This is a genomic window from Cellulomonas sp. IC4_254, from assembly GCF_011603975.1.
GTDB lineage: Bacteria > Actinomycetota > Actinomycetes > Actinomycetales > Cellulomonadaceae > Cellulomonas.
The window spans coordinates 1-23,944 of sequence record NZ_JAANNB010000019.1; the positions used below are offsets into that span (position 1 = coordinate 1).

Sequence of the window (23,944 nt, forward strand, 5' to 3'; positions counted from 1 at the left end):
GTCTCCGCCGTCCGCCGTCCCCGCGCCCGCCCCGGTCGCCGCGCCCGCGCCGGGCCCGCAGCCGACCCGCTGGCGGTTCCTCGACTCGCTGCGCGGGTCTGCGCTGCTCGGCATCCTGCTGGTCAACGCCGTCGACCTCACCGAGGCGACGATGCACCGCGCGGGCGGCGCCGCCGTCGCCGACCCGGTCCGCGACGCGCTGCACCTCGCCGTGCAGACCCGGTTCGTGCCGATCTTCGAGCTGTTGTTCGGCATGAGCCTGTGGTTCGTGCTGGCGGGCGCCCGGCGGCGCACGGCACGGGCCTGGGTGGTGCCCGCGCGGCGGATGGCGGCGGTGGCGCTGATCGGTGCGGCGCTCATGGTGGTCTACCCGGGCAACATCCTCGTGGAGTACGGGGTGGTCGGGCTGCTCGTCCTGCCGGTCGTGGCGCTCGCCCCGCGCGCGTGGGTGCTCGGCCTCGGGATCGTGCTGACGGTCGCGGCGTACGCGCTCGCGGGCGGCGGCCTCGCCGCGACGCCCGGCCTGGTGCTCGCGGGGGCGGGGGCCGCGGCGTACGGGCTGCCGCGGGCGCTCGAGACCCGCACCCGGGCGGTCGCGGTGGTGTGCGCGGCCGCCGCGGTGCTGGCGGTGCCGGCGCTGGCGTGGCAGCTGACGCAGCCCGGCGACCCGCGGTTCACCACGGCCGGCGGCGTGGCCGGGCTCGTCGGGGCCGTGCTCTGGACGACCGGGCTGGCGCTGCTGTGGCGCACCCGGGCGCGCCGGGCGATCGCCTGGTTCTTCGAGCCGCTGGGCCGGATGGCGCTCAGCGGGTACGTCGGGGCGGCGGTCGTCCTGGCGGTCGCGGCCCGGCTGGTCGACTTCGGCTCCATGGCCACCGTGGCTCCCGTGGTGCTGCTGTGCGTGCCGCTGATCGTGGCGCAGTCGGTGCTCAGCCGGCTGTGGCTGCGACGGGCCGGGTACGGGCCCGTGGAGTGGGTGCTGCGGTGCGCGACCTGGTGGCGGCCGGTGCCGCTGCGCCTCGCCCCGGCCGGCCCTCGGCAGGAGGAGCGCGCGGCCCGCGGCTAGGGTCGAGGGGACCCGCGCCGCCGACGACGAGGATCTCCCATGGCCCGGACCACCGACGACGTCGCCCTGGCGGACGCCCTCGACCCGCTCGTGGTCGCGATGGACATCGGCTCCACCGCGACCCGCGGCGGCGTGCACGACGCCACCGGCCGCCCGGTGCACGGGCTCCAGCACAAGGTGCCGCACGCGTTCACCGTCGCCCCCGACGGCACCTCGGTCATCGACCCGGACCAGGTCGCGGACGAGGTGGGCCAGGTGCTCGACGCGGTGGCGGGGGACCCGCGGCTGGGCACCCGGGTCGCCGGTGTCGCCCTCGACACGTTCGCCGCGTCGCTGATCGCGGTCGACGCCGCGGGCCGCGCGCTCACCCCCTGCCTGACGTACGCCGACTCGCGCAGCGCCGCCGCCGTGGCCGCGCTGCGCGAGGAGCTGGACGAGCGCGCCGTGCAGCAGCGCACCGGCACCCGGATCCACACGAGCTACCACGCGCCCCGGCTGCGCTGGCTCGCGACCGCCGAGCCCCGGGTCGCCGCCGCAGCCACCGCCTGGTGGTCGCTGGGCGAGTACGTGTACGCCCGGCTGGTGGGCGAGCCGCTGGCAGGGACGTCGACGGTGGCGTGGACCGGGCTGCTCGACCGGCGCACCGGCGCGCTCGACGCCGAGCTGCTGGCGGCGGTCGACGCGGACCCGGGCCGGTTCTCCCCGCCGCGCGACACGACCGAGCCGGCGACCCCGACGGCGCCCGCGCGCTGGCCGGCGCTCGCCCGCGCCGCGTGGTTCCCCGTCCTGACCGACGGCTACGCCAGCAACGTCGGGTCGGGCGCCACGGACGCGACGGTGATGACGGCGTCCACGGCGACCAGCGGCGCGCTCCGGGTGCTGCTCGACGGCCCGGCGGACCCGCTGCCCTTCGGGCTGTGGAACTACCGGGTCGAGGCCGGCCGGACGCTGCTCGGCGGCGCGATCAACGACGTCGGCCGGGCGGTGAGCTGGGCCGGGGCGACGCTGCGGCTGAGCGAGGACCTCGCGCCGGTGCTCTCCGCCGCGCCCGGGGCCGGGACGCCGCTCGTGCTGCCGTACCTCACGGGCGAGCGTGCGCCGGGCTGGGCCGGCGGGGCCCGGGCCGCGTTCACCGGCGTCTCGGCGGCCACCACCCCCGACGTGCTGTACCGCGGGATCGTCGAGGGCGTCGCGCTCACGTACGCGCGCGTCGCCGACGAGCTGCACCCCGCGGCGCCCGACGTGGTCGAGGTGGCCGCCTCCGGGCGGGTCAGCGGCGAGCAGCCGGGGTGGTTGCAGGTCCTCGCGGACGTGCTCGGCCGGCCGGTGACGCACGTGACGCGGAAGCGGGCGACGCAGCGCGGGACGGCGCTGCTGGCGCTGGGCGTCCTCGCGCCCGACGTCGAGCGCGCGCCGCGCGCCACCGGGGCCACCTACGAGCCGCGCGCCGAGCACGCCGACCACTACGCCGACCGCGCGGCGCGGTTCGGTGCGGCGTACGACGCGCTCGTGCGGGACGCCTGACGGGCGCGCGCGCCGGGGGTCAGTACACGAACCGGCGCACGTCCTCCGGGTGCAGCACGAGCCGGACCTGGTCGTCGGCGAGCATCCCGGCCAGGTCCTCCTGGCGCGCCGGGTCGTCGAGGTCCCAGTACCGGTGCGCGAGCCGCTCGGCGAGCTCGTGGGCGCCGTCGGGCTCGACGGTCACGCGGCCGGCGATCGCCACCCAGTGCTCCCGCTCGCCCACCGGCGCGGCGACGACCAGCGAGGCCCGCGGGTCCTCGCGCAGCCGGCGGACCTTGAGGGCGCCCGCCTCGCTGAACAGCTGGACGGTGCCGTCGTCGGCGACCTCGAACCACACGGGGCGCGGCTGCGGCGGCGTGGGTCCGGCGGCGACGGTGAGGAACCCGTGCAGCGGGCGGCGCAGCAGGTCGAGGTCCTCGGGGGTCAGGGTGGCGTCGGTGCTCATCACGGCCTCTCGGGTGGGCGGCGGCGTCGGCATCCATCCCACCGGCACCGTCGCGGCGGCGCAACCACCGCGACCAGCGGCGCCGCCCGGGGGATGCTGGGCTACCCGACCCGAGGAGCCGCCGTGACCGCCGACCCCGACCTGCCCGCCGTGCTGCGCCCGGTGTGGGACGCGCTCGACGCGGCGACGAGCCGGCGCACGCCGTTCACCCTCGGCGCCCTGGCCACCGTGGCGCCTGACGGCTCCCCGGGGGTCCGCTCGGTGATCCTGCGCGACTGGGACCCCGGCCAGGGCGTGCTCGGGTTCGCGACGGACGAGCGGTCCGCGAAGGTCCGTGAGGTCCGTGCCGAGCCGCGGGTCGCGCTGGTGCTGTGGGACGACGACGCCCAGGTGCAGGTGCGCCTCGGCGGTCGCGCGACCGTCGTGGCCGACCCCGCCGAGCGGTGGCGGCGGTGGCAGGGGCTCGGCCCGCGCACCCGCCGCGGCTACGCGACCACGACGGCCCCGGGTGCGGCGGTCGACCCGGACGCCGGCGTCGGGCAGGACGACGACGGGGCCGCGTGGTTCGACCGGTTCGCCTGGGTGGAGGTCGTGGTGGACCACGTCGACCGGCTCGACCTGTCCGCCGATCCGCACGACCGCGCGGTCGCCGACCGCGGCGCCGAGGGCTGGCTCGCCCGGCGCGTCGCGCCGTGACGCGCCGCGGGCCCTGTCCCCGGGCACGGTCCGCGCGTAGCCTCGCCGCATGGCCGACGTCGTCCTCTTCCACCACTCCGGCGGCCTGACCGCGGGCGTCCGCGCGTTCGCCGACCTGCTCCGGGAGCGGGGCCACACGGTGCACACGCCCGACCTGTTCGAGGGCCGGACGTTCGCGGACGTCGCCGAGGGCGTCGCGTTCGTGGAGTCCGTCGGCGAGGACGTGTTCGCGCGCCGCGCGGCCGACGCCGTCGCGGGGCTGCCCGCCGAGGTCGTGTACGGCGGCATGTCGTTCGGCGCCGCCCGCGCCGGCGAGCAGGCCCTCGGGCGGCCCGGGGCGAGGGGCGCGTTCTTCCTCTACGGCGCCGTGGCCCCGTCCTGGTGGGACGCGACGTGGCCCGACGAGGTCCCGGCGCAGGCGCACGTCGCCGAGGGCGACCCGTGGCGCGAGCCCGAGGCCGAGGACGAGCTGGTCGGGTTCGGCGGCGAGCTGTTCGTCTACCCGTGCGCGGGCCACCTGTTCGCCGAGGTCGGGCACCCGGACCACGACCCCGCCTGCGCGGAGCTCGCCACCGAGCGGGTGCTGACCTTCCTCGACGGCCTGGACTGACGCGCCCGGCACGGGGCGCTCGTACCATCGCCCGGTGCCCCCTCGTTCCCCGCTGCCGCCGCGCCACGGCCTGGCCGCGGCGTGGCTGCGCACGCCGGACCGGGACCGCGCGCACCCGGTGGCCTGGACCACGATGGGCGCCTGGCTCCGCGACCGGCTGCCCGAGCAGGTCGACGTGGCGGCGATGCTCGCGGACGGGCGGTTCGTCGGCGAGGACGGCCGCCCGGTGCGCGCGGACGACGCGTACGGCCCGCACCGGTTCGTCTGGTTCCACCGGGACCTGCGGGACGAGCCCGAGGTGCCCGGCGCGATCCACGTGGTGCACCGGGACGAGCGGCTGGTGGTGGTCGACAAGCCGCCGTTCCTGTCCTCGATCCCGCGGGGCCGGCACGTGCTGCAGAGCGTGGTCGTGCGGCTGCGCGCGGAGCTCGGGCTGCCGGAGCTGTCGCCGCTGCACCGGCTGGACCGGGTGACGTCGGGGCTGCTGATGCTCGCGACCGAGCAGCGGTGGCGCGGGGCGTACCAGACGGTGTTCGAGCGCCGGGAGGTGCGCAAGACCTACCGTGCCCTCGCGCCGGTGCGCGACGACCTGGACCTCCCGGTCGTCGTCCGGGACCACATCCGCAAGGAGCGCGGGGTCTGGCAGGCGGAGGTGGTGCCGGGCGCGCCGGTGAACGCCGAGACCCGGGTGGAGCTGGAGTCGACGGGCCCGGACGGCCTGGGGGTGTACCGGCTGAGCCCGCGCACCGGGCAGATCCACCAGCTCCGGCTGCACCTGCTCGGTCTCGGCGTGCCGATCGTCGGCGACCCGCTGTACCCGGTGGTCCGGGACGTCGCGGTGGACGACTTCAGCACCCCGCTGCAGCTCCTCGCGGCGGAGATCGGCTTCGTCGACCCGGTCGACGGCGCGGACCGACGGTTCACCAGCGTCCGCCGGCTCCCGCTGACGCCGGAGGTGTGAGGACCGGGGCACAGGCCCCTGACCTGCGCGAGAACCGGGCTCTGGGCCGTTCGGCCCATTAGACACGGCTCGGGCCGTCGAAAACTTGCCGCATGCACAGCGAGGGGACGGCCCGCACGGGTCCGGGACGGGTCGTGGTCGTGGGCGGCGGGATGGTCGCGCACCGGTTCGCGGAGCAGCTCTGCGCCCGGGCCGACGCCGGCGACTGGCACCTGACGGTGATCGGCGAGGAGCCGCACCTGCCGTACGACCGGGTGCACCTGTCGGAGGTGTTCGACGGCCGGGCCGACGCGGACCTGGCGCTGGCGCCCGAGCCGTGGGCGGACCCGCGCGTCGACCTGGTGACCGGTGACCCCGTGGTCGCGCTGGACCTCGCGGCGCAGACCGTGACCACCCGGGCCGGCCGGGTCGAGCCCTACGACGCGCTGGTGCTCGCCACCGGCTCACGCGCCTGGGTGCCGCGCACCGAGGGCGTCGACCTGCCGGGGGTGCTCTGCTACCGGACGCTCGGCGACGTCACCGACCTGCGGTCCTGGGTCGCCGACCGCGGGTCCGCCCTCGGTCGTCCGCTGCGCGGGGCGGTCGTCGGCGGCGGCGTCCTCGGGCTGGAGGCCGCCGCCGCGCTGCAGAAGCTCGGCGTCGCGCCCACGGTGGTCGAGTTCGCCGACCGGCTGATGGCCGTGCAGCTCGACGCGGGCGGCGGCGAGGCGCTGCGCGTCCTGGTGACGGACCTCGGCCTGGACGTCCGCACGTCCGCGGCCGCGACGCGGGTCGTCGCCGGGGACGACGGCCGGGTGGCGGGCCTGGACCTGTCGACCGGCGAGACGCTCGACGCGGACGTCGTCGTGTACTCGACGGGCATCCGGCCGCGGGACGGCCTGGCGCGCGCGGCGGGCCTCGTGGTCGCCGAGCGCGGCGGCGTGGTGGTCGGCCCCACCTGCCGCACCTCCGACCCGGCGGTGTGGGCGATCGGCGAGTGCGCGTCCTTCGAGGGCGAGTGCGCGGGCCTGGTCGCGCCGGGCAACGCGATGGCCGACGTCGTCGTCGACCAGCTGTGCGGTGGGGTGAAGGGGTACAGCAAGGCCGCCGACGGGACGAAGCTCAAGGGCGTCGGGGTGGACGCGGCGAGCTTCGGCGACGTGCTGGCGCTCACGCCCGGCGCGCTCGAGGTCACGTTCGCCGACCCGGTCGCCAAGACCTACCGCAAGCTCGTCGTCTCGGACGACGCCCGGGTGCTGCTCGGCGGCGTGTTCGTCGGGGACATCGAGCTGTACTCCTCGCTGCGCCCGATGCTCGGCCGCCCGCTCGGCGCCGACCCGTCCGCCTTCCTCGCCCCGCCGGGCGGTGCCGCTCCCGTGCAGACGGACGTGCCCGACGACGTGGTGCTCTGCTCCTGCTCGAACGTGTCGGCCGGCACGGTCCGCGCGGCCGTCACCGAGCACGGCTGCACCAGCGTCGGCGAGGTCAAGGCGTGCACCCGCGCCGGGACCGTCTGCGGCTCCTGCGTCCCGCTGCTGACCACGGTCGTGAACCGCACGCTGGAGCAGGCCGGCATCGCGGTGTCCTCCGCGATGTGCGAGCACTTCGCGATGTCCCGCGCCGAGCTCTACGCGCTCGTGCGGGCCGAGCGGCTGCGCACGTTCACCGAGGTCGTGGGCGCGCACGGGAAGGGCCGCGGCTGCGCGGTCTGCCGCCCGGTGGTCGCGTCGATCCTGTCCTCCCTCGGCATCGGGCACGTGCTGCAGCCCGACCAGGCACCGCTGCAGGACACCAACGACCACCTGCTCGCGAACCTGCAGAAGGACGGCACGTACTCGGTCGTCCCGCGGATGCCCGGCGGCGAGGTCACCCCCGAGCGGCTGCTCGTGCTGGCGGAGGTCGCACGCGACTTCGGCCTGTTCACGCGCGTCACCGGCGCGCAGCGGATCGCGATGTTCGGCGCCCGGCAGGACCAGCTCCCCGCGATCTGGCGGCGGCTGGTCGACGCCGGGTTCGAGTCCGGCCAGGCGTACGGCAAGTCCCTCCGCGCGGTGAAGACCTGCGTCGGCCAGGCGTGGTGCCGGTTCGGCGTGCAGGACTCGGCGAGCATGGCGGTCCGCCTGGAGCTCCGCTACCGGGGCCTGCGGTCGCCGCACAAGTTCAAGGTCGGGGTGTCCGGCTGCGCCCGCGAGTGCGCCGAGGCGCGCGGCAAGGACGTCGGCGTCATCGCGACCGAGAAGGGCTGGAACGTCTACGTCGGCGGCAACGGCGGCTTCACGCCGCGGCACGCGGACCTGCTCGCCGAGGACCTCGACGACGACCGGCTGGTCCAGGTCGTCGACCGGTTCCTCGCGCTGTACGTCCGCAGCGCCGACCGGCTGCAGCGCACCGCGCCGTGGGTCGCGGCCTACCCGGGCGGGCTCGAGGAGCTGCGCCGCGTGGTGGTCGAGGACTCGCTCGGCATCGGCGCGGAGCTCGACGCCGAGGTGGAGCGGCACGTGTCCGGCTACGTGGACGAGTGGCGCGCCACCCTCGACGACCCGGAGAAGCTCCGCCGGTTCACCCCGTACCTGAACGACCCCGACGCCGCCGACCCCGACCTGGCGTACGTGCCGCAGCGGGGCCAGGCGCGCCCGGCCCGACCCGGCGAGCACGGCCACCACGACCTGCGCGTCGCCCGCACCCTCGAGGAGGCCCCGCTGTGACCAGCGACGTCGTGGCGGACGAGGTCCGCGTCTGCCGGCTGGACGACCTGCTGCCCGAGCGCGGCGCCGGCGCCCTGGTCGGCGAGCACCGCATCGCGGTGTTCCGGCTGGCCGACGACCGGCTGCTCGCCGTGCAGCAGCGCGACCCGTACTCCGGCGCGAACGTGCTCAGCCGCGGCATCGTCGGCGACGTCGACGGCGCGGCCACGGTCACCTCGCCCATGTTCAAGCAGGTGTGGGACCTGGCGACGGGCGCCTGCCTGGACGCGGTCGGCAAGGAGCCGGTGGACCTGCGCACCTACCCGGTGCGGCTGGTCGGCGACGAGGTGCGCGTGGCGGTGACCCCGTGAGCCTGCTCCTGGGACTCGACCTGGCCGGGCGCGCGGTGCTCGTGGCCGGGGGCGGGCCGGTGGCGGCGCGCCGGGCCCGGGCCGCGGTCGACGCCGGCGCCGAGGTGCGGGTGGTCGCGCCCGACGTGGTGGACGACCTGGCGGCGCTCGCGGGCGCGGGCCGGCTGACGGTGCACCGGCGCGCCGTCGTCGAGGCGGACGTCGCGGACGTGTGGCTCGTGCACGCGTGCACCGGTGACCCGGTCGTCGACGGCGCGGTCGCGGGCTGGGCCGAGGCCCGGCGGGTGTTCTGCGTCGTCGCGTCGGACGCCGACCGCGGCACCGCCCGCACCCCGGCGACGGCGACGGCCGCCGGCGTGCACGTGGGCGTGCTGTCGGCCGGCCGGCCCGATCCGGCGCGCGCGGCGGCGGTGCGCGACCACGTCGCGGCGGAGCTGCTGCACGGCCGCGCCGACCTGCGCCCGTCGCGGCCGACGTCCGGCGGGCCGGACCTCCTGCTGCCGGGCGAGGTGGTCCTCGTCGGTGGCGGCACCGGCGACCCGGCGCTGATGACGGTCCGGTCCCGCACCCTGCTGGCCCAGGCCGACGTGGTGGTCACCGACCGCCTCGGCCCGACGGCGGTGCTCGCCGACCTGCGGGACGACGTCGAGGTGGTCGCGGTGGGCAAGGCGCCCGGCGTGCACCAGGTGGCGCAGGAGGAGATCAACGCGGTGCTCGTGGCGCAGGCCCGCCTCGGCCGCCGGGTGGTCCGGCTCAAGGGCGGGGACCCGTTCCTGTTCGGCCGCGGCGGCGAGGAGGTCCTCGCGTGCCGCGCGGCGGGCGTGCCGGTCCGGGTGGTGCCCGGCGTGACGTCCGCGGTCGCGGCGGCGGAGGCGGCCGGGATCCCGGTCACGCACCGCGGCACGGCCGACCGGGTGCACGTCGTCAACGGGCACGGCGCGCTCACGGAGGTGGACCTCGCGGCGTTCCGGGCCCCGGCGGTGACGGCGGTCGTGCTGATGGGCATGGCCGGGCTGGCCCGGCTGACGGCGCAGGCGCTGGACGCCGGGGTCGACCCCGAGATGCCGGTCGCCGTCGTGCACGCCGCCACGCTGCCCGGCGAGCGGGTGGTCCGCGGGGCGCTGTGGGAGGTGGCCGCGCGGTGCGCCGAGGAGGGCGTCGGGTCGCCCGCCGTGGTCGTCCTCGGGGAGGTGGCGCGCGAGGGGTTCCTCGAGCCCGGTGCCCCGGGGGTGGCGCGACCGCTGCCCGCGCGGCGGGTGACCGCGCCGGCGCGCGCGACCGGGCTGGTGCCCGCGTGACGGGGGCGCCGGTCCTGGTGGCGTGCGCGCACGGCACCCGCAGCGCCGCGGGGCGCGCGGTGGTGCGGGCGCTGGTCGAGGACGTGCGGCGGCTGCGACCCGGGCTGGAGGTGCGCGAGGCGTTCGTCGACGTGCAGGAGCCGGCCGTGGGCGACGCGGTCGGCGCCGCGCTGGCCGGGGCGCAGGACGGCCTCGCGGCCGTCGTCGCGCCGCTGCTGCTGTCGACCGGCGTGCACGTCCGGCACGACATCGGCGCGGCGGTCGCGGGCCGTCCTGCCGTGGCGGCCGAGCCGCTCGGCCCCGACGACCGGCTCGCCGGGATCCTGGTCGAGCGGCTGACCGACGCCGGCGCGACCGCGGACGACGCGGTGGTGCTCGCGGCCGCGGGGTCGAGCGACCCGGCGGCCGTGGTCGCCGTCGGGACGGTGCTCGACGCGCTGCGGGTGCGCTGGCCGGGGCCGGTCACCGTCGGGTACGGCGCCGCCGCCCGGCCGGACGTCGCGACGGCGGTCGCCGAGGCCCGGGCCACGGGGGCACGCCGCGTGGTGGTCGCGTCGTACCTGCTGGCACCCGGGCACTTCCACGGCGCGCTGGCCGCGGCCGGTGCCGATGTCGTGACCGCGCCGCTCGGACCGCACCCGGACCTGGCCCGCGTCGTGCTCGACCGCTACGACGCGGCGCTGCGCTGAGGGCCGGCGTGGCGATCGGGGCGGCGGCGGGGCTCCGCGCGGCGGCCGGACGGGAGCAGGATGGCGACGTGACCGTCGACGCCGCCCGGCACCGGGCCCTGTCCTCCCCGCGCCGGGCCGCGATCCTCGCCGTGCTCCGGGGCGAGGGGTCGGGCCTGGCGGTCGAGCGGGTCGCCGAGCGCGTCGGCCTGCACGTGAACACGACGCGGGAGCACCTCGAGGTGCTCGTCGCGGCCGGGCTCGCCTCCCGGACGGCCGAGGCGCGGACCACCCGCGGGCGGCCGCGGACGCTGTACGCCGCGCGCGGCCCGGCGGAGCCGGACGGCGAGCCGTGGCTGCGCGACCAGCTCAGCCGGGTGCTGCTCGCCGGGTACGGGCGGCCGCTCGCGGAGCCGGGCGTCGAGGCCGAGCGAGCCGCCGAGGGGCTGGCGGCGGAGCTCGCGACCGCCCGGCCGGCCGGGGACACCGGCCGCGCGGGTGACCCGGCCGTCCCGGGCGACCCGGGCGACTCGGTCGACCCCGCCGGGGCGCGGGACCGCCAGCTCGCCGCGCTGCACGCGCACTTCGCCCGGCTCGGCTTCGAGCCCGAGGTCCGCGGCGACGAGGTGCGGCTCCGGCGCTGCCCGGTGCTCGATCTCGCGCACGAGCGGACCGAGGTCGTCTGCGGCGTCCACCTGGGGCTGGCGCGCGGGGTGCTCGCGCGGACGGGCGGGCCGGTGTCCGCGGCGGGGATCGTGCCGTTCGCCGGCCCGGGCTACTGCGTGCTCCGCCTCGCCGGGGCCGCCCCGGCACCGGCTCTCGCGTCGGAGGGTGCACCGGCGCGGGGATGACCACGCCGGTCCCGTGGACGCTCCCGGGCACGGGCGGGGATCCGCCGCGCCGTGCCCGCCGGGTTACCGTCGTGCGGTCCCGTGCCGCAGCCGACCCGCAGGAGCGCACCCCGCATGAAGCGAGTGACCAACCCGGACGCCCAGGCGTTCCGGATCGCCGCGTTCCTCGAGGCCGCGACGTGGGCCGGGCTGCTCGTCGGCATGTTCCTCAAGTACGTCACGAAGACCACCGAGGTCGGCGTGCAGGTGTTCGGCCAGGCGCACGGCCTGGTGTTCCTCGCGTACGCGGGGCTGACGATCGTCGCCGGCATCCGGCTGCGCTGGGGCTGGTGGCCGACGCTGGTGGCGCTCGCGGCCTCGGTGCCGCCGATGTTCACCCTGCTCGCCGAGCGGTGGCTGCACCGCAGCGGGCGGCTCCAGTCCCCGGCGGAGCGCGAGGCGGAGCGGACCGCCGACCGGGAAAGCGCGTGAGGTCCTGACCCCGGCGCGGTGACAATGGACCCATGAGCGCGACCGTGCAGGCCAAGGGTGTGGGGGCCGCGTTCGGCGACCGCGAGCTGTTCTCCGGCGTCGACCTGGTGGTGGCGCCCGGCGACGTCGTCGGCCTGGTGGGCCCCAACGGCGCCGGCAAGTCGACGCTGCTCCGGATCCTCGCCGGGACGCGCGGGCCCGACGACGGCACCGTGTCCGTCTCCCCGCCGACGGCGCAGCTCGGGTACCTCGCGCAGGAGATCGAGCGCCGGGCCGACGAGTCGGTCCGCGGGCACCTGGAGCGGCGCACCGGCGTCGGCCCCGCCCAGGCGGCGATGGACGCCGCCGCCGAGCGGCTGGGCGCGGGCGAGCCGGGCGCGGACGACGAGTTCGCCGAGGCGCTGGAGCGCTGGATGGGCCTCGGCGGCGCGGACCTGGAGGCCCGGACCGGCTCGGTGCTCGCCGACCTCGGCCTCGACGTCGACCCCGAGCTGCCGATGACCGCGCTGTCCGGCGGTCAGGCGGCCCGGGTCGGCCTGGCGGCGCTGCTGCTGTCCCGGTACGACCTCTACCTCCTGGACGAGCCGACCAACGACCTCGACCTGGAGGGGCTGGCGCTGCTGGAGGACTTCGTCGACCGGTCGAGCGCGCCGGTGGTGGTCGTCAGCCACGACCGGGAGTTCCTCAGCCGCACGGTCACCTCCGTCGTCGAGATCGACCGCAGCCTGCAGCGGGTCGCGGTCTACGGCGGGTCGTACGACGCCTACCTTGAGGAGCGCTCCACCGCCCGGCGCCAGGCCCGCGAGGCCTACGAGGACTACGCCGCCCGCCGCGACGCCCTGTCCGCCCGCGCCCGGATGCAGCGCGCGTGGATGGACAAGGGCGTCAAGAACGCCCGCCGCAAGGCCTCCGACAACGACAAGATCGGCCGGAAGTTCCGCGCGGACGCCTCCGAGAAGCAGGCCGCCAAGGCCCGGCAGACCGAGCGGCTCATGGAGCGGCTGGAGGTGGTCGCCGAGCCGCGCAAGGAGTGGCAGCTCCAGATGAGCATCGCCGCCGCGCCCCGGTCCGGCGCCGTGGTGGCGGCCGCGCGCGCCGCCGTCGTGCACCGCGGCGAGTTCACGCTCGGGCCGGTCGACGTGCAGCTCGACTGGCAGGACCGGGTGGCCGTCACCGGCCCGAACGGGGCCGGCAAGACGACGCTGCTCGCCCTGCTGCTGGGCCGGCTCGCGCCCGACGCGGGCCGGGTCGACCTCGGGTCCGGGGTGCTCGTCGGGGAGGTGGACCAGGCGCGCGCCGCGTTCGAGGGCGACGCCCCGCTCGCCGACGCGTTCTCCCGCGAGGTGCCCGACTGGACCACGGCCGACGTGCGGACGCTGCTGGCCAAGTTCGGCCTCGGCGGCCACCACGTCGGCCGGGCGGCGTCCTCGCTGTCCCCCGGGGAGCGGACCCGCGCGGCGCTCGCGCTGCTCCAGGCCCGGGGCGTGAACCTCCTGGTCCTCGACGAGCCGACCAACCACCTCGACCTCCCCGCCATCGAGCAGCTCGAGCAGGCGCTGGAGTCGTTCGACGGGACGGTGCTGCTCGTGACGCACGACCGCCGGATGCTCGACAGCGTGCGGCTCACCCGGCGGTGGCACGTCGAGGACGGCCGCGTCGCGGAGGTCACGGCGGACTGAGGCGCGGCGGGGCGGGCGTCAGGTGGTCGCGGACGAGTCGGTCGCCGACGAGCCGTCGTCGGTCGTGCCGGAGTCGGCGCTGCCCGAGCCCTGGTCCGATCCGTCGTCGGACCCGCTCCCGGAGCCGTCGCCCTGGCGGCCCGACGGGGGCTGCGGCATCTCGCCGTCCCCGCTGCCGCCGCCGGGCAGCTGCCCGCCGGGGCCGCCACCGCCGTCGAACGTCGGGAACGTCGGATCGGGGGCCGTGGCGCGGCCGATCGCGAACCCGCCGACGCCGCCGAGGAGCAGCACGCCCACGAGCACGAGCGCGGCCACCGCGCGGCGTCCGAGCCGGCGGCGCGGCTTCGCGGGTTCGACGGGCGCGGCCGGGTAGCCGTCCGGTCCGGCGGACGGCGCGGCCGGGTAGCCGCCCGCGCCGACGGCGTCCGGCCCGGGCTGGTCGGGCGCGGGGTACGGCGCCGCGCGCCCGGCCGGGATCGTCGGGTCGGCCGCCGGTGCGGCCGGCGTCGCCGCGGGGGACGTCGTCGGCACGGCGGGGGTCGTCGGCACGGTCGGTGTCGTCGCCGCGGTCGGGGTCGTCGCCACCGCGGGCGTCGTCGCCGGGACCGGGGTCGTCGGCGCGGCGGGCGACGCGGTGTCCCGGGAGCGCGCGGGCTCGGCGGATCGGGTGGTGTCGGAGTTCTCGGTCATGGTGACGACCCTCGGGCCTGATCCCGTGCCCCGCTCCGGTCCCCGCTGTGCGGTCGCTGAGCGTTGGGGACGCGGGCTCGTGGGGGCCGGGCCGGGCCGGTGGGCCTCGGCATGCAGGCCGGGCGCCCAGGTCGGCGCGCGCGTCCCCACCAGGTTGTCGCGCCGCCACCCGATCGAGCAGGGTGCAGCGCGACAACCGGGTGGGGATCGGGTCAGGCCGCCCGGGTCGCGCGGGCCGTGCGGGCGGCCCGGGTCGCGCGGCCGCGGTGCCGGCGCGCCAGCAGCAGCGCCGCTCCGGCCGCCACGAGCAGGGCCGACAGCAGGGCCGCCCCCGCGGGGTCGGCGCCGGTGGCCGCCAGCGAGCCGTCGCCCAGGACGACGATCCGCACCTGGGCCAGCACCGTGCCGTCGAGCGCGCGGACCTGGACGTGGTGCACGCCCGGCGCGAGGTCGGTCGGCAGGGTGACCGTCGCGGTGACGGAGCCGTCCGTGACGGCGGCGCGGGCGAGCGCCCGGTAGGTGCTGGCGACGCCGATCTCGACCTCGTCGACCGTGAGGCCGTGCGCCGTCACGGTGACCGGGTCGCCGGGGTGCAGGGTGCGGTCGCTGACCGTGACGGTCAGGGCGGCCGAGGTGCCCGGCGTGCCCGTGTCCGGGGTCGGCGTGCCCGTGCCCGGCGTGGTGCCCGGGTCGGTGCCGGGCGCGCCCGGGTCCGTCCCCGGGGTGCCCGGGTCCGTGCCCGGCGTCCCCGGCCCGGTCGGCTGCTGCGCGTCCCGCACCAGCCGCACCTCGTCGACCGTGCCCCACGCGCCGCCGGACAGCGTCGCGGTGACCGACACGGTCGCCACGCCGTCGGCGCCGACGGTCACCGGTACCGACGGCGTGGACCAGGCCTTCCACCCGGTGAGCGCGAACGGCGCCGAGGTCGTGCCCGCGGACGTCGTGGCGGCGAGCAGCACGGTGTCGCCCGCCGTGGTGCCGCCGCCCTGCGCGGTCGCCGTCAGCGTGTACGCGCCGGGCTCCAGCCCGGTGACCTGCTGGGTCAGCGCGAACCCGTACGCGGCGGCGTCCCAGAACGACAGCGCCCGTGCCCCCGCGGCGGCGTCCCCGGTCGCGGTGATCTGCGCCCCCGACCCGGTGAGCGTCCACATCGACGTGTCGGCGTCCTCGAACCCGGGGTTCCGCACGTGGTTCGCGGCCTCGACGAGGACGGTCGCGCTGACGGCGACGCCGGTCGCGGTGGTCCCCGGCACCGGGTACGTCCCCGGTCCGTCGACGGCGGCGAGCGCCGCGGCGTCCCAGGTGACCGCCTGCGCCTCGACCGACCCGTCGTTGTACGTGACCTGCACGGTGGTCGGGAGGGTGATCGGTGCGCCGTCGGTCACGGTGACCCGGACCTGCTCGACGGACGACACCGCGCGGGGCGCCGTGGCGCCGGTGCGGACGTAGGAGAACACGCGCAGCGACTCGAGCGCGGTGCCGTCGTCGGCGAACAGCGCCTGGTTGTCCCAGGCCGAGCCACCGAAGTACTGGCCGGCGTCGTCGGGGTCGTACTCGCCGGCGTACGACGACGCCCAGCCGGAGCCGTGCGCCTCCCACAGCGCCTTGTTCGCGTCGAGCGCCGAGGGCGGGCCGACGGGCGTCCAGGCCGGCTCCCAGTAGAAGACGCCGATGCCCGCGTCGCCGACGGCCGCGACCGCGGCGACGACGTCGCGCACCGCGGTGGCCTGCCCCTGCACGGAGATCGGGTACTGGTGCGTGGTGGTGTCGGCGGTGATGACGTTGGGGTGGCCGTCGCCGTCGTCGAGGGTCCGCGCCCAGGACGTCTCGGCGACCATGACCTGCTTGCCGTAGTCGTCGGCGACCTGCTGCAGCACCGAGGTCAGGTTGCCCAGGGTGCCGTGCCAGTACGGGTAGTAGGAGCTGGCGAACACGTCGTAGTCGACGCCCCGGGCGGCGAGGGCGGCGGCGGCCGTCGCGTACCGGCCGGCCGTCTCCGGGTTGGTGAAGTGCACGGCGACGAGCGCCTCCGGCAGCACCTCGCGCACCGCCGCGCTGCCGGCGGCGAACAGCTGCGCCATGCCGTCCCAGCCGGACACGCCCGCGACCGCGTTGTTGGTCTCGTTGCCGACCTGCACCATGCCGACGTCGACGCCGGCGTCGCGGAACTCGGTCAGGGCGGCGGCGGTGTACTCGTGCAGCGCGGTGGCCCTGTCGGCGACGGACAGCCCGGTCCACGCCTTCGGCTCGTGCTGCTTGGCCGGGTCCGCCCAGAAGTCGGAGTAGTGGAAGTCGACCAGGACGCGCAGGCCGTGCGCGGTCGCCCGCTCGCCGATCGCGACGGCGCGCGCCACGTCGACGGTGCCGCCGCCGTAGCCCCGGCCCTGGGCGTCGTACGGGTCGTTCCAGACCCGGACGCGCACGTAGTTCACGCCGGAGTCGGCGAGCACCTCGAACAGGTCGGCGGGCTGCCCGGCTGCGTCGCGGTAGACGACGCCGCTGGCCTCCTGGGACAGCACCGACGACACGTCGACGCCGGTGATGAAGTCGTCCGCGAGGCCGTCGACCTTCGTCACGACGATGCCGGCGTCCACCGGTCCGTCGTCGGGCGCGGCCGCGCCGGCGGGTGGGGCGGTGGTCAGCAGCGCGGCCACGGCGGCCAGCGCCGCCAGCCGTCCGGTGCGTCGGGGGAGTGCGTGCACGGGCGGTCCCTCTCCGTGATCGTCGTCGTTCGCGGGGTGCGCCGACTGTAAACGATCACAGGTGCGAAGAACCAGGACTGTGCGGGGATTTGGGCACGGACTTCGTCACCGCGATGCCCCGGACTGTGACCGTGCACAGTCGCGCGCCGCAAGAACCCCGGGGCGCCGACGCCCCGGGGCACCGCCGGTCAGCGCTGGGCGGGGAACGTCGCCCAGACGTGCTTGGTGTCGTCCGTGGTGTACCAGCCGACCTCCTGCGACAGCCGGTGCGCGATCAGCAGCCCGAAGCCGCCCGCCCCGGACGGCCGCTCGCCGGCGATCACCGGGGTCGAGTCGAGGTCCGTGTCGCACACGTCCAGCAGGTAGTCCAGGCCGTCCGCGTGCAGCGAGAGGACCGTCGGGGGCAGGCCGTGCTGCAGCGCGTTGGTCGCGAGCTCCGACGCGACGAGCACCATGTTCTCCGGCACGCGACCCAGGACGTCCTGCGGCGCTGCGTGCGGGGCGGTGATCTCCTCGAGCAGCTCGCGGCGGACGCGGGACAGGTCCGTGACGGAGCCGAGCTGCCACGAGCGCACCGGGCGGAACCGCTCGGGCGGTCGGGACGACGCGACGCCGGCGTCCTCCTGCGGCCGGGAGGCCGCCTCGTCTGCGGACTGCACCACGGTGTCCTCCATGGTCGGTGACGTGTCTGGCCGCCATCGACGGTAGGTGGCGTCCGGCGACGCCGCCACCCGGATCGCACCGCGGCGGCGTCGGGCCCGGTCGCGCGCACGGCAGGATGGCCCGGGGTGCCCGACACGCGGGCGCCGACGTCGACGAAGGGGTGGCGATGGACGACCGCGAGCGCGAGGTGCGCCGCCGCATGGCCGAGCACGAGCCGTACACCGACTACGGGCCGGGGCTGGAGCAGCTCGAGGAGGAGCGCACCCGCGGCAAGGAGCTGGTGCACGAGTTCAACGCCTCGCACCCGCGGGACCACGAGGGCCGGGAGAAGATCCTGCGCGAGCTGTTCGGCTCGATGGGTGAGCGGGTCTGGGTGGAGCCGCCGCTGCGGGCGATGTACGGCAACCGGGTGCACCTCGGCGACGACGTGTACGTGAACGTGGGCCTGACCCTGGTGGACGACGTCGAGGTGCACGTCGGCAGCCGGGTCATGCTCGCGCCGAACGTCACGGTGATCACGACCGGCCACCCGGTGCACCCGGACCTGCGCCGGGACGGCACGCAGTTCTCGGCGCCGGTGCGGATCGAGGACGACGTGTGGATCGGCGCCGGCGCGACGATCCTGCCGGGCGTCACGGTCGGCGAGGGCTCGGTCGTCGGCGCGGGCGCGGTCGTGACGGGGAACGTCCCGCCGCGGACGGTCGTCGCCGGCGTCCCGGCGCGGGTGCTCCGCGAGATCACGGACGCGGACCGGGACTTCCGCTACCGCCCGCCGCGCGACCTCTGAGCCCCGGGCGAGGTCGCCGGTTGCGCCGCGACACGCGGGACGACACGCCGCGCCCGCGCGCGGAACCGACGACCTCGGCACGCGCGCGCCGCGTTCAGCGAGCGGCCGGGGCCAGAGCGAGGGTCATGAACGTCGAGGCGTCGCTCGGGGCGTAGGACGCGAACGGGGGGCACTCCTCGAAGCCGGCGCGGGCGTAGAGCGCCCGCGCGGCCGCGAAGTGGTCGTCGCTGCCCGTCTCCAGGCTGACCCGGGCGTAGCCGCGGTCGACCGCCAGGCCGAGCAGGTGCGCGAGCAGCGCACCCGCGACGCCGCGGCGGCGGGCCGCCTCGGCGGTGTGCATCGACTTGATCTCGCCGTGCCCGGGGGCGATCTCGGCGAGCGCACCGACGCCCAGCAGCGTGCCGTCGGCCGCGTCGCGCGCGCTGACGAACGTGATGTGCGGCGCCGTGAGCGCGTCCACGTCGAGGGCGTGCACGTCCTCCGGGTCGCTCTGCGCGTGCATGAGCTCCAGGTGCCGGGTCAGCAGGGCCTGCACGTCGGGGGAGCGCGGGTCGTCGGGGCTGATGGTGGCCGGGGCCGGCGGTGTCGTGGTCATCGGTCGGGACGGTACTCCCGGGCCGCGTCCGCACGCGTCAGGCGTCCGCCTCCGGGTCGCCCGCGAGCCGGGCGGCGTGGTCGGGCACCGACGTGAACAGCTCGCGCGGCGGCCGCTCGTAGTCGTCGGCGGGCGGGCGCTTGGGCAGCTTGACCTTCTGCTGCTTCACCTCGCGGTAGGGGATGGTCGACAGCAGGTGGGCGATCATGTTGAGCCGTGCGTTCCGCTTGATGTCGGACTCCACGACGTACCAGGGGCTGTCCGGGGTGTCGGTGTGCGCGAACATCTCGTCCTTGGCTCGCGAGTAGTCCTCCCAGCGGGCGATCGACTCCAGGTCCATCGGGCTCAGCTTCCACCGCCGGACCGGGTCGTCCAGCCGGGACCGGAACCGCCGCAGCTGCTCCTTGTCCGACACCGAGAACCAGTACTTGCGCAGCAGGATGCCGTCGTCGATGAGCATCCGCTCGAACACAGGCGCCTGCTGCAGGAATCGCGCGTGCTCCTCCGGGGTGCAGAACCCCATGACCTTCTCCACCCCGGCGCGGTTGTACCAGGACCGGTCGAACAGCACGATCTCCCCGCCCGCGGGCAGGTGCGCGGCGTACCGCTGGAAGTACCACTCGGTGCGCTCGCGCTCGGTGGGCGCCGGCAGCGCGGCGATGCGCGCGACGCGAGGGCTGAGGTACTCGGAGATCCGCTTGATCGTGCCGCCCTTGCCGGCGGCGTCGCGGCCCTCGAAGACCACCGCGACCCGGGTCCCGGTCGAGCGCACCCACTCCTGCAGGGTGACGAGCTCGGACTGCAGGCGGAACAGCTCGGCCTCGTACACGTCCTTGGGCACCTTCGGCGTCGTCATCTTCGGACCGTACGCCCCGGACCGGCCCGGGCGGGAGACCCGATCCGGGTCAGGCGGTCCCCAGCGCTCGCGCCGCCGCCACCGCCGCGAGCAGCGCCTCCGGTTCCGGCGCCAGCCCCAGGAGCAGGTCGTCGGCCCCGCGCAGCCCGGCCCGGTCCAGCAGCCGCTTCTCGTTCGTCGCCCACTCCCCGCGACCGGCGAGCACCGCGTGCGCCCGCTGGGTCACGGCCACGGCGATCAGGCCGGCGCACTGCGCGACCCGTCCCGCGCGCGCGTGCTGCTCGGCGCCGTCGAGCGTGAAGTCGGCCCGGGCACCCCACACCTCCGGCGCGGTCCGGCGCAGCGCGGCCGGGAACGCGGGCCGGGGGAGGACGCCGTGCAGCACCCGGTGCCCGGCCAGCTCGGCGACGACGACGTAGGTCGGGAAGCCCGCCAGGTGGAACAGCAGCGGCTCGACGTCGAACTCCCCGCGCTCCGCACGGGCGACCTCGCGCTCCACGACGTCGAGGTCCCGGTAGTGCACGTCCACCCGCCGTCCCTCGACGGTCAGCCACGCGCCGCCGTTGAACACCCCGCCGCCCCAGCCGCCGACCTCGAACACGTGGCCGTCCCACCCGACGTCGCGCAGGTGCTGCGGGTCGAACGTGCCGCGGTAGTAGATCGCCAGGTCCCAGTCGCTGCCCGGCCCGTGGGTGCCGTGCGCGCGGGAGCCGCCGAGGGACACGGCCTCGACCCGGGGCAGCGCCGCGAGGGTGCCGGCGACGCGGTCGAGGAAGGCGTCGTCGTCCACGCGGCTCAGCCTGCCAGCGCCGCGTCGTCCGCGTCGACCCTCCCCACCACCAGCCGGTTCACGACGTACAGCACCACCCCGATCGCCAGCAGCACCCCGGCCCGCAGGTACACCGACCCCTCTCGGCCGGTCAGCGGCGAGGCCAGCACGAGCGACACCACCGCACCGGCCACCGGCGCCCAGGTCGGCGCCCGGAACGACCGCTCGGCGTCGCCCTCGACCCGCTCGGGCTCGTCGGGGTCGCCGTCGGGGCCGGTCGTGGGCCGCCGGCGCAGCACGAGCACCGCCACGTTCACCACCGCGAACACGAGCAGCAGGAGCAGCACCGTGGTGTCGGCCAGGTCGCCGAGGTCGCCGGTCGCGGTGAGGGTCAGCGCGAGCACGACGGTGAACGCGATCGCCACGACGGGTGTCCGGCGCCGCGCCTGCACCCGCCCGAACAGCGCCGGGATGATCCGCTCCCGGGCCATCCCGTAGACGAGGCGGGAGGCCATCATCATGTTGATGAGCGCGGTGTTCATGACGGCCAGCAGCGCGATCAGCGCGAACAGCCACGCCGGGAAGACCAGCCCGGCGACCTTCACCACCTCGAGCAGCGGCCCGGTCGACCCGACCAGCACGTCCGTCTCGACCAGCATCGACGCGGTGAACGCCACCGCCAGGTAGATGGCGCCGGCGATGGCGAGCCCGCCGAACAGGGCCCGCGGGTAGTCGCGCCGCGGGTGCTTCGCCTCCTCGGCGAGGTTGACCGAGTCCTCGAACCCGAGCAGCGCGTAGAAGGCGAGCGCGGCGCCGCCCAGGACGCCCATCCACGCCGCCCCCTCGGTGTGCAGCTCCAGCGCGCGGCCGGGGTCGCCCTCGCCGCGGACCAGCGCGACCACGCCGATGCCGATGATGACCAGCAGCCCGGTCGCCTCGATGAGCGTGAGCACCACGTTGACCCGGACGGACTCCGAGACGCCGAGGACGTTGACCAGCGTGATCAGCCCGAGGAACACCCAGGCGGCGACGACGGTCGGGACCCCGAACGGCAGCAGCTCCGCCAGGTAGTCGCCGCCGAACGCCCGCGCGGCGGCGGACGCGCTGGTGATGCCGGACATCATCACGGCGAACGCGACCAGGAACGTGAGGAAGGGCCGGCGGAAGGCGCGGTTCGCGTACAGGGCGGCGCCGGCGGCCCGCGGGTAGCGCGCCACGAGCTCGGCGTACGCGGTCGCCGTGAGCGCGGCGAGCACGAACGCCAGCAGGAACGGCAACCAGATCGCCCCGCCGACCTCGGCGGCGACCGTGCCGGTCAGGGCGTAGATCCCGGCGCCGAGGATGTCCCCGACGACGAACAGCAGCAGCACCGTCCGCCCGATCGACCGCTTGAGCTCCGGCTGCTGGTCCTGGCTCACCTGCGTGGACTCCGCCATCGGCCACCCCCCCTTCGCGGGCCACTGTGCTCCCGGGCGGCCCGTCCCGCGCGGCGAGCGCGTCCCGCCCCCTCGCCGGGCGCGCGGCGACCCACGCCCCTACGCTCGATCGGACCACCAGGTACATCTCGGGAGGTCAGGCATGAAGGGCAAGCTGGCATTCGTCCTCGGCGCGGGCGTGGGCTACGTGCTCGGGACCCGCGCGGGTCGCGTTCAGTTCGAGAAGATCAAGGGCTGGGCGTCGGACGCCTGGCACGACCCGCGGGTGCAGTCGACGGTCGACGACCTGGAGTCGAAGGCCGCCGGGTTCGCGAAGGACCAGGGCGCCGCGCTCAAGGACAAGGCCGTCGACGCCGTGAAGAGCGCCGTGTCGCGCACGTCCGACGACGACGCCTCCGGCACCACGACCACCACCCCGACCACGACCCCGCCCGCCGGGACGACCCCGACCACGCCGGTCCCGCCGCCCGGGGCCTGAGCAGGGTCCGAGCAGGGGGGCGTCGTGGTCGCCCGGACCTCGCTGTGGTGGGACCGGCACGAGCCCGCGTCCCACCCGCACCACCGCGCGCCGGGGGCGGTCCCGCACCCCGGTGACGACCCGGCGGACGTGGTCGTGGTCGGCGCCGGGCTCACGGGCCTGACGACCGCCCTCCTGCTCACCCGCGCCGGCTGCCGGGTCCTCGTCCTCGAGGCCCGCGCGGTCGGCGCGGGCACGACCGGGCGGAGCACCGCCAAGGTCAGCCTGCTGCAGGGCGACCGCCTCGCGACCCTGGCCGAGCGGCACGACGACCGCGTGGTCGCCGCGTACGCGGAGGGCAGCGCCGAGGGCATGGACTGGCTGCTGCGCTACCTCGACGACCACGACGTGCCGTACCAGCGGCGCGAGGCGGTCACCTTCGCCACCACGGCCGAGGGCCGGGCCCGGGTCGAGGCGGAGCTCGACGCCGGCCGCCGCGCGGGCGTCCCGGTGGGCTGGCGGCGGCGCACCGACCTGCCGCTGCCGGTGATCGGGGCGATCGGCCTGGCCGACCAGGCGCAGGTCGACCCGCTGGACGTGCTCGGCGCGCTGGCGGCCGACGTGGTCACGCGCGGCGGCCGGATCGCCGAGGGCGTGCGGGTGCTCGGGATGCACCACGGCGCCGAGCTCGGCGGCCGCAGCCGGCGCACGGTGCTGCGGACCACGGCGGGCGACGTCACCGCGGACGCGGTCGTGCTCGCCACGGGCACGCCGATCCTCGACCGCGGCGGGGCGTTCGCGCGCCTGCACCCGCTGCGGTCGTACGCGTGCGCGTTCCGGGTCCCGGAGCCGCCGCCCACGAGCATGGCGCTGTCCGTCGACGCCGACCCGCGCTCGCTGCGCTCCGTGCCGGCCCTCCCGGGGCCCGGGCTGGTGCGCGGTCCGGTCGTGCCGGGCGACCCGTCGACCCCGGTGCCCGCCGCGGTGCCGGACCTGCTGCTGGTCGGCGGCGCCGGCCACCCCGTCGGCCGGCAGCCCCGGACCGGGCAGTCCGTGCGCGCGCTGGTCGAGTGGACGCACGCGCACGTCCCGGGCGCCGAGCTCACGCACGTGTGGTCGGCGCAGGACTACGCGACGGCCGACGGGCTGCCGCTGGTCGGGCGGCTGCTCCCGCTCGACCCGCGGCTGTACGTCGCGACGGGGTACGCGAAGTGGGGCATGACGACCGCGGTGGCCGCGGCGCTGGTGCTCGCCGCGGACATCCTCAACGACCGGGCGCCCCGCTGGGCGGAGTCGTGGCGGCCGTGGGGGCGGCACGAGCTGTCCGGCCTCGGCGACGCCGCCCGGCTCAACGCGGCGGTGGCGCGCTGGCTCGCGGGCGGCTGGACCGCCCCGCGCCCGGCGGCCGGGACCCGCGCCGACCCGCCGGAGGGGCAGGGCGGCGTCGAGCGCGCGGGCGTGCGGCCGGAGGCGGTGTGCACGGTCGGCGGCGTCACGCGGCGGGTGTCCGGCGTGTGCACGCACCTCGGCGGCGTCGTGACCTGGAACGAGGTCGAGCGCTCCTGGGACTGCCCGCTGCACGGCAGCCGGTTCGGCCCGGACGGGCGGCCGCTGGAGGGTCCGGCGACCCGGCCCCTGCCGCCGGTCGACGCCGGGTAGTTCTTGGACGGAGTCCAACAATGCTAC

23 protein-coding genes are annotated in these 23,944 nt (G+C 76.9%); 15 read left to right on the forward strand and 8 right to left on the reverse strand.

The genetic code is table 11. The features are described from left to right. On the forward strand, positions 1 to 1,066 hold a 1,066-nt coding region (locus G6556_RS03555; RefSeq protein ID WP_166938673.1), incomplete at its 5' end, for a DUF418 domain-containing protein. Between the two features lie 39 nt (positions 1,067 to 1,105). Then, positions 1,106 to 2,590 carry a gluconokinase gene (locus G6556_RS03560; RefSeq protein ID WP_166938674.1) on the forward strand — a complete coding sequence of 495 codons (1,485 nt, stop codon included), beginning with the start codon at positions 1,106 to 1,108 and terminating at the stop codon, positions 2,588 to 2,590. Positions 2,591 to 2,609: 19 nt separating this feature from the next. Here G6556_RS03560 and G6556_RS03565 read toward each other — a convergent pair whose 3' ends face one another. After that, positions 2,610 to 3,035 carry a pyridoxamine 5'-phosphate oxidase family protein gene (locus G6556_RS03565; RefSeq protein ID WP_166938676.1) on the reverse strand — a complete coding sequence of 142 codons (426 nt, stop codon included), beginning with the start codon at positions 3,033 to 3,035 and terminating at the stop codon, positions 2,610 to 2,612. Positions 3,036 to 3,158: 123 nt separating this feature from the next. On the opposite strand from G6556_RS03565, the gene G6556_RS03570 reads away from it, so the two are divergent. The 10 genes from G6556_RS03570 to G6556_RS03615 all read left to right on the forward strand — a co-directional run bounded on the left by G6556_RS03570 (position 3,159) and on the right by G6556_RS03615 (position 13,303). After that, positions 3,159 to 3,731, forward strand: a complete 573-nt coding sequence (locus G6556_RS03570) for a pyridoxamine 5'-phosphate oxidase family protein (RefSeq protein ID WP_166938678.1) — start codon at positions 3,159 to 3,161, stop codon at positions 3,729 to 3,731. Between the two features lie 49 nt (positions 3,732 to 3,780). Further along, a complete protein-coding gene (locus G6556_RS03575) occupies positions 3,781 to 4,341 on the forward strand; it encodes a dienelactone hydrolase family protein (protein WP_166938680.1) in 561 nt (186 codons plus the stop codon). Between the two features lie 34 nt (positions 4,342 to 4,375). Beyond that, entirely contained in the window at positions 4,376 to 5,302 is a 927-nt protein-coding gene (locus tag G6556_RS03580) for a pseudouridine synthase (protein WP_346774702.1), read from the forward strand. A gap of 92 nt (positions 5,303 to 5,394) precedes the next feature. Beyond that, positions 5,395 to 7,986 carry a nitrite reductase large subunit NirB gene (gene nirB / locus G6556_RS03585; RefSeq protein ID WP_166938681.1) on the forward strand — a complete coding sequence of 864 codons (2,592 nt, stop codon included), beginning with the start codon at positions 5,395 to 5,397 and terminating at the stop codon, positions 7,984 to 7,986. Next, on the forward strand, positions 7,983 to 8,336 hold the full coding sequence (gene nirD / locus G6556_RS03590; RefSeq protein WP_166938683.1) for a nitrite reductase small subunit NirD: 354 nt from the start codon (positions 7,983 to 7,985) through the stop codon (positions 8,334 to 8,336). The genes nirB and nirD overlap by 4 nt, the downstream gene beginning before the upstream one ends. Further along, on the forward strand, positions 8,333 to 9,634 hold the full coding sequence (gene cobA, locus G6556_RS03595; RefSeq protein ID WP_166938685.1) for a uroporphyrinogen-III C-methyltransferase: 1,302 nt from the start codon (positions 8,333 to 8,335) through the stop codon (positions 9,632 to 9,634). Before nirD ends, cobA begins: the two co-directional genes overlap by 4 nt. Continuing rightward, positions 9,631 to 10,323, forward strand: a complete 693-nt coding sequence (locus G6556_RS03600) for a CbiX/SirB N-terminal domain-containing protein (RefSeq protein ID WP_166938686.1) — start codon at positions 9,631 to 9,633, stop codon at positions 10,321 to 10,323. The genes cobA and G6556_RS03600 overlap by 4 nt, the downstream gene beginning before the upstream one ends. A gap of 68 nt (positions 10,324 to 10,391) precedes the next feature. Continuing rightward, a complete protein-coding gene (locus G6556_RS19860) occupies positions 10,392 to 11,153 on the forward strand; it encodes a helix-turn-helix domain-containing protein (RefSeq protein WP_166938688.1) in 762 nt (253 codons plus the stop codon). 114 nt (positions 11,154 to 11,267) lie between these two features. Beyond that, the gene (locus tag G6556_RS03610) at positions 11,268 to 11,624 is read left to right on the forward strand and encodes a DUF3817 domain-containing protein (RefSeq protein ID WP_166938689.1); all 357 of its coding nucleotides are present in this window, start codon (positions 11,268 to 11,270) and stop codon (positions 11,622 to 11,624) included. A 32-nt stretch (positions 11,625 to 11,656) separates the two neighbouring features. After that, positions 11,657 to 13,303 carry an ABC-F family ATP-binding cassette domain-containing protein gene (locus G6556_RS03615; protein ID WP_166938691.1) on the forward strand — a complete coding sequence of 549 codons (1,647 nt, stop codon included), beginning with the start codon at positions 11,657 to 11,659 and terminating at the stop codon, positions 13,301 to 13,303. An 18-nt stretch (positions 13,304 to 13,321) separates the two neighbouring features. On the opposite strand, the gene G6556_RS03620 is transcribed toward G6556_RS03615, so the two are convergent. From G6556_RS03620 to G6556_RS03630, 3 genes are all read right to left on the reverse strand, one after another. Next, entirely contained in the window at positions 13,322 to 13,993 is a 672-nt protein-coding gene (locus tag G6556_RS03620; protein WP_166938693.1) for a hypothetical protein, read from the reverse strand. 212 nt (positions 13,994 to 14,205) lie between these two features. Then, a complete protein-coding gene (locus G6556_RS19865; RefSeq protein WP_346774703.1) occupies positions 14,206 to 16,695 on the reverse strand; it encodes a glycosyl hydrolase 53 family protein in 2,490 nt (829 codons plus the stop codon). Positions 16,696 to 16,883: 188 nt separating this feature from the next. Continuing rightward, a complete protein-coding gene (locus G6556_RS03630) occupies positions 16,884 to 17,354 on the reverse strand; it encodes an ATP-binding protein (protein WP_166938695.1) in 471 nt (156 codons plus the stop codon). Between the two features lie 170 nt (positions 17,355 to 17,524). Between G6556_RS03630 and G6556_RS03635 the strand changes: the two genes are divergently transcribed. Next, complete coding sequence (locus G6556_RS03635) at positions 17,525 to 18,145, forward strand: sugar O-acetyltransferase (RefSeq protein ID WP_205692977.1); 621 nt, start codon at positions 17,525 to 17,527, stop codon at positions 18,143 to 18,145. Between the two features lie 94 nt (positions 18,146 to 18,239). Here G6556_RS03635 and G6556_RS03640 read toward each other — a convergent pair whose 3' ends face one another. From G6556_RS03640 to G6556_RS03655, 4 genes are read right to left on the reverse strand one after another with little or no spacing between them, the layout of a single operon-like run. Continuing rightward, a complete protein-coding gene (locus tag G6556_RS03640) occupies positions 18,240 to 18,740 on the reverse strand; it encodes a GNAT family N-acetyltransferase (protein ID WP_166938699.1) in 501 nt (166 codons plus the stop codon). 37 nt (positions 18,741 to 18,777) lie between these two features. After that, complete coding sequence (gene ppk2, locus G6556_RS03645) at positions 18,778 to 19,596, reverse strand: polyphosphate kinase 2 (RefSeq protein ID WP_166938701.1); 819 nt, start codon at positions 19,594 to 19,596, stop codon at positions 18,778 to 18,780. A 49-nt stretch (positions 19,597 to 19,645) separates the two neighbouring features. Further along, entirely contained in the window at positions 19,646 to 20,386 is a 741-nt protein-coding gene (locus tag G6556_RS03650) for a nucleotidyltransferase domain-containing protein (RefSeq protein ID WP_166938702.1), read from the reverse strand. A 5-nt stretch (positions 20,387 to 20,391) separates the two neighbouring features. Beyond that, entirely contained in the window at positions 20,392 to 21,801 is a 1,410-nt protein-coding gene (locus tag G6556_RS03655; protein ID WP_166938704.1) for an APC family permease, read from the reverse strand. Positions 21,802 to 21,943: 142 nt separating this feature from the next. Between G6556_RS03655 and G6556_RS19345 the strand changes: the two genes are divergently transcribed. Together G6556_RS19345 and G6556_RS03665 are read left to right on the forward strand one after the other, a co-directional pair. Further along, complete coding sequence (locus G6556_RS19345) at positions 21,944 to 22,279, forward strand: YtxH domain-containing protein (protein ID WP_240933561.1); 336 nt, start codon at positions 21,944 to 21,946, stop codon at positions 22,277 to 22,279. Between the two features lie 24 nt (positions 22,280 to 22,303). Then, on the forward strand, positions 22,304 to 23,917 hold the full coding sequence (locus tag G6556_RS03665; protein ID WP_166938706.1) for an FAD-dependent oxidoreductase: 1,614 nt from the start codon (positions 22,304 to 22,306) through the stop codon (positions 23,915 to 23,917). The last annotated feature ends 27 nt before the right edge of the window (positions 23,918 to 23,944 follow it).